Source organism: Halococcus morrhuae DSM 1307 (genome assembly GCF_000336695.1).
GTDB lineage: Archaea > Halobacteriota > Halobacteria > Halobacteriales > Halococcaceae > Halococcus > Halococcus morrhuae.
In genome coordinates, this window is the sequence record NZ_AOMC01000153.1 from 1 (window position 1) to 1081 (window position 1081).

The 1081-nt window shown below is 59.1% G+C and carries 1 pseudogene; it reads right to left on the bottom strand.

The window, feature by feature from the left end:
* Positions 1-1069 (bottom strand): annotated as a pseudogene (locus tag C448_RS15705) (transposase); the annotation flags it as partial.
* Positions 1070-1081: the final 12 nt, after the last annotated feature.

Here is a 1081-nt window from a genome sequence, read left to right on the forward strand (position 1 = left end):
ATGCCGCCGAGGTCGCCCACAACAATCGTCCCAACACCGCGTTCAACGCACTGCTGAACGATGTGTTTCGAGAGGGCGTGCAGGAAGTGCATGCGGCGGTCGGTACGCTTTTGATCCAACCGGCGGGCTTCGCGCGACGAACTCTCGTCACACTCGGCGCGCTTCTTGGCGAAGTAGTAGTCGTCCTCTTTGAGTGCGCCACCGGGGTACAACAGGCCCTCGTCGCCGAACGAGACGGCGGCGACGTTGCAGATCCCGAGGTCAATCCCGGCAACTCCGTTGCCGGGTGCGTCGGGTACGTCAATCTCGACGTTACAGACNACGGCGGCGACGTTGCAGATCCCGAGGTCAATCCCGGCAACTCCGTTGCCGGGTGCGTCGGGTACGTCAATCTCGACGTTACAGACGATATGTAACCGCCAGATGCCGTGTTCGTGGACGGCACGCACCTGTTGAACGTTCTCGACGGTCGTCCCCTCCGGGCCGATAACGTCGCACTCGCAGAGGACGAAGTCAGAACGGTGCTTTTTGAGATTTCGTCCTTTTGAGAGACGAATACGCTGGTTCTCTGTGTCGTGTTTGAAACCAGCCTGTTTGAACGTGACCGTCGAGCGTGNAGATTTCGTCCTTTTGAGAGACGAATACGCTGGTTCTCTGTGTCGTGTTTGAAACCAGCCTGTTTGAACGTGACCGTCGAGCGTGGGTGTTCGTCACCGTTCTTGCGGTAGCCGGGCGGGTTCGCTTTCTGGTTCCCGTTGTTGCGGTGGCCGTACCAGCCGGTGAACGCCTCAGCGAGTTCTTCGAGAACTCGCTGACTGGATTGGCTNTTCGCTTTCTGGTTCCCGTTGTTGCGGTGGCCGTACCAGCCGGTGAACGCCTCAGCGAGTTCTTCGAGAACTCGCTGACTGGATTGGCTATGCAAATCCACGTAGCGTCCACTTCCTTTGAGGTACGATTTAAGCACACCGTCGTCAGGAATCTGGCCGCAGGCGTCCCAGACGCGCCCGGCCGTCCACCGGGCGACGTTCCAGAGCTTGCTGGCGTTCACGAGAGCAAAGCTCTCGTGCAGCCCATCAGAAAC